Consider the following 3,332-nt stretch of genomic DNA (forward strand, 5'->3'; position numbering starts at 1 on the left):
GATGGATTTTTGGCCAGGATTAGGCGCAAACCACAGCAATAGCTCCGCTATTGCGCGGATTTGCAACGACATCATGGGCAAAAAGACGCGGTTTTATGTTCCAGATAGCGCACAACACCACACTAGCGGTGGTGGCTGTTGTATCGGTCATGTGGGGATTCCTTGGAAGATGTCTGGCGGGTATCGGGATGGATGGCAGGTTAGCGGCGGTCTGATCCGCCTATAAAGCTTAGGGGCTTCATGCCAGACCCAGAAAATGGGTGAATCGACACCTGCAGGGGGTACAGCCCCTGCCCGGTGCGCGAAAACCAGGTAACCGCCCAGGATTTTCAGGATTGCGCGCGGCGGCACCAACCGTTTAACAAATTGGTGTTCAAATGTAACTAAGGCGTGATCCCCAACGGATGCGCTCGCTGTATAGATGCACCTGTCTGCTTTTGCTATTCGCACCACCATTGCGCGTTCTGCTGCCGGTATCACCATCTTGCTGGGCCTACTCGCCTTGCTGGGGTGGATAGCAGAAATACCCTGGTTGAAAAGCGCTTGGCCAGGCACTTTCGAGATGAAGGCCAACACCGCTACGACCATGGTGCTCGCCGGGACCGCACTGTTCATCTCGGTGGGCCGTACGGCATCCGTCCCACGCCGCGTTGTCGGGGGGTTGGGGTTATTGGTGAGCCTGGTCGGGCTCAGTACCTTGAGCCAGTTCGTGTTTGGTTGGCAGTTGGGAATGGACGAACTGCTGTTCCGCGACACGCCCCAAGCCCTGGGCGCGCTACCGGGTCGCATGTCGGTATTCACGGCGCTGGCTTTTACTGCGATAGGACTCGCATTGGTGGTGCTGCCCAGCGCACGGCTGCAGCCTGTGTTGTGGGTCTTGCTTCCCATCGTGATGGGCATCAGTGCCATCGGCGTGTTAGGGGCGGTATCCACCGCCACCAGCTTCTTCGCCGTCAAAGTACTGCCCAGCATTGCCACCCATACCGCGATTTCGTTTGCGTTGCTCGGCATAGGCACCTGGCTGGTTAGCCGTGATCGGCACCTGGAGGCCGCGCCCTCGGTGTTGACCCGTGCGTCTATTGAGCTCAAAGTGGGCGGTGGCGTGCTGGGTATTTTTGCGCTGCTCATCGTTGGGGGCGGCATCACGTACCGGGCCAGCATCGACTCCATGCAGTCTGCGAAGAAAGTGTCGCGGATTCAGGAGTTTCGGGTACGACTCGCCCAACGCTATACCGCCGTATCCGATGCGGAGCTCAACGCCCTTGCGTTCCTGATGACCGGTTCCTTAGAACGACAGGCCGATTTTGAGCGCATTCTCAAAAACGCGCGCAGCCGTGAGTTGGCGAATCGCATCCTGGTCGATGAAGACTTGGTGCAGCCCGGTGTGCTGGCGCGGTTGAGGGTTTTGGAACAAGGTCGGCTCTCAGAACTGGAACACATGCTGTTGCGCGGCGAAGGCAAAGGCAAAGACACAGTAGCGCTTGTCGCCGCGTTCAATGGCCAGGAAGGCGGGAGCACCACGGCAGAGTTTCGGGCGCTGGTGGCTGAAATAGATGGGCTGCAAGCGGTTTTGCTGACCGATGGGGAGTTACGTGCCGAGGTAGACCGCCAGCGCTCCCTGCTGCTGCTGTATGCCACCTTGGCAGGCACTGCCGCGATATTTTTCCTGCTGTCCCTGGCCATACGGCGCGAGATGTTGGCGCGGGCCACGGCCGATGAAAATGTACGCCAGCTGAACACGGGACTGGAGCAGCGGGTAGTGGAGCGCACCGCCACCTTGGAGGCGAACCAACGCCGCTTCGCCGATCTGTTTGAATTTGCGCCAGACGCATTGGTCATGACCTCGCGCGACGGCACCATCGTCCAGGTGAATCGCCAGGCAGAAGTGCTGTTTGGTTGGCCGCGTGCCGAACTCTTGGGTCAACCCGTTGAAGTGCTGATGCCGCCCGATGCCCGCGCCAAACATGAAGACCTGCGTCAGCGCTATCTGCAATCTTCCGTGCCACGGCTCATGGGGGCGGGGCGGCCCGATCTGCATGGCTTGCGCAAAGACGGCACCGTGTTTCCGGTGGACATCAGCCTAAGTCCTTTGGAGCTGGACGGAGACTTGGTGGTGGTTGCCGCAGTCCGAGACACCACCGCGACCGAGCGCATGGCGGCCGCCCTACGCAACAGCTCGGCCATGCACCGCCACACGCTAGACGACATGCTAGAGGGTTGCCAAGTGATTGGTTTTGATTGGCGCTACCGCTACATCAATGCGGCCGCCGCGCGCCAAGTACGCCAACCCGAAGAGAGCCTGGTCGGACGTACGGTGATGGAAGTCAACCCGGGCATTGAGACCACCTTGATTTACCGCATCGTTGAGCACTGCATGAAGACCCGCACCGCGCAACACGGCGAACATGAATTCGCCTATCCCGACGGCGGGCGTTCGTGGTTCCAGGTCAGCGCCCTGCCGTCGCCCGACGGCGTTTCTCTATTCAGCGTGGACATCACCAAAAGAAAACGTGCCGAAGAAGAAATTTTGGCGATCAACGCCGGGCTAGAACTGCGTGTCGCCAGGCGTACCACCGAGCTGGTCCTAGCACGCGAAGCCGCCGAAGAAGCCACCCGCGCCAAGAGTGCATTCTTGGCCACCATGAGCCATGAAATCCGCACGCCCATGAATGGTGTCATCGGCATGGTCGAGGTGCTGTGCCACAGCGACCTGCCCGAGGACCAGGCGGATGCCGCACGCACCATCCGGGCGTCCGCGTTTTCCTTGCTCGGCATCATTGATGTGATCCTGGACTTTTCCAAGATCGAGGCGGGCCGCCTGGAGCTTGAGCGCGTCGCCATTCCACTGTCGGACCTGGTGGAAAGCGTGTGTGACTCGCTGTTGCCGATGACGCTAGACAGACATGTCGACCTGACCCTGTTTATTGCCCCAGAAATACCGCCGCAGATATGGGGTGACCCCACCCGCCTGCGGCAAATACTGGTCAATCTGGCGGGCAACGCCATCAAGTTCAGTATTGGCCAGCCCACACGGCACGGGCGGATGTCCATCCGCGTCACCATGGAAGCTGGCATGTTGGTGCTGCGCTTCACCGACAACGGCATCGGTATGTCGGAAGAAACATTGCAAGAGCTTTTCGAGCCGTTCAAGCAGGGTGAGACATCCATCACAAGGCGCTTCGGCGGTACCGGCCTGGGCTTAACCATCTGTAAACGCTTGGCGACCTTGATGCAGGGTGACATAGCGGTGCAGAGCAAGCTCGGCACGGGATCCACCTTTACCGTCACCCTGCCGCTGCAGCCAGTCGAGTCGGCGGCCGTGCCCTTGCAGC

General features: G+C 59.9%; 2 protein-coding genes. Both read left to right on the forward strand.

Annotation, left to right across the window (positions count from 1 at the left end):
- The coding region (locus tag ABI213_RS21960; RefSeq protein ID WP_348028670.1) for a hypothetical protein at nt 1-226 on the forward strand (226 nt) is incomplete at its 5' end.
- 195 nt (nt 227-421) lie between these two features.
- A partial coding sequence (locus tag ABI213_RS21965) for a PAS domain S-box protein (protein ID WP_348028672.1) occupies nt 422-3,332 on the forward strand: 2,911 nt, incomplete at its 3' end.

It is taken from the genome of Rhodoferax sp., assembly GCF_039922535.1.
In the GTDB taxonomy this organism is placed as follows: domain Bacteria; phylum Pseudomonadota; class Gammaproteobacteria; order Burkholderiales; family Burkholderiaceae_C; genus Rhodoferax_B.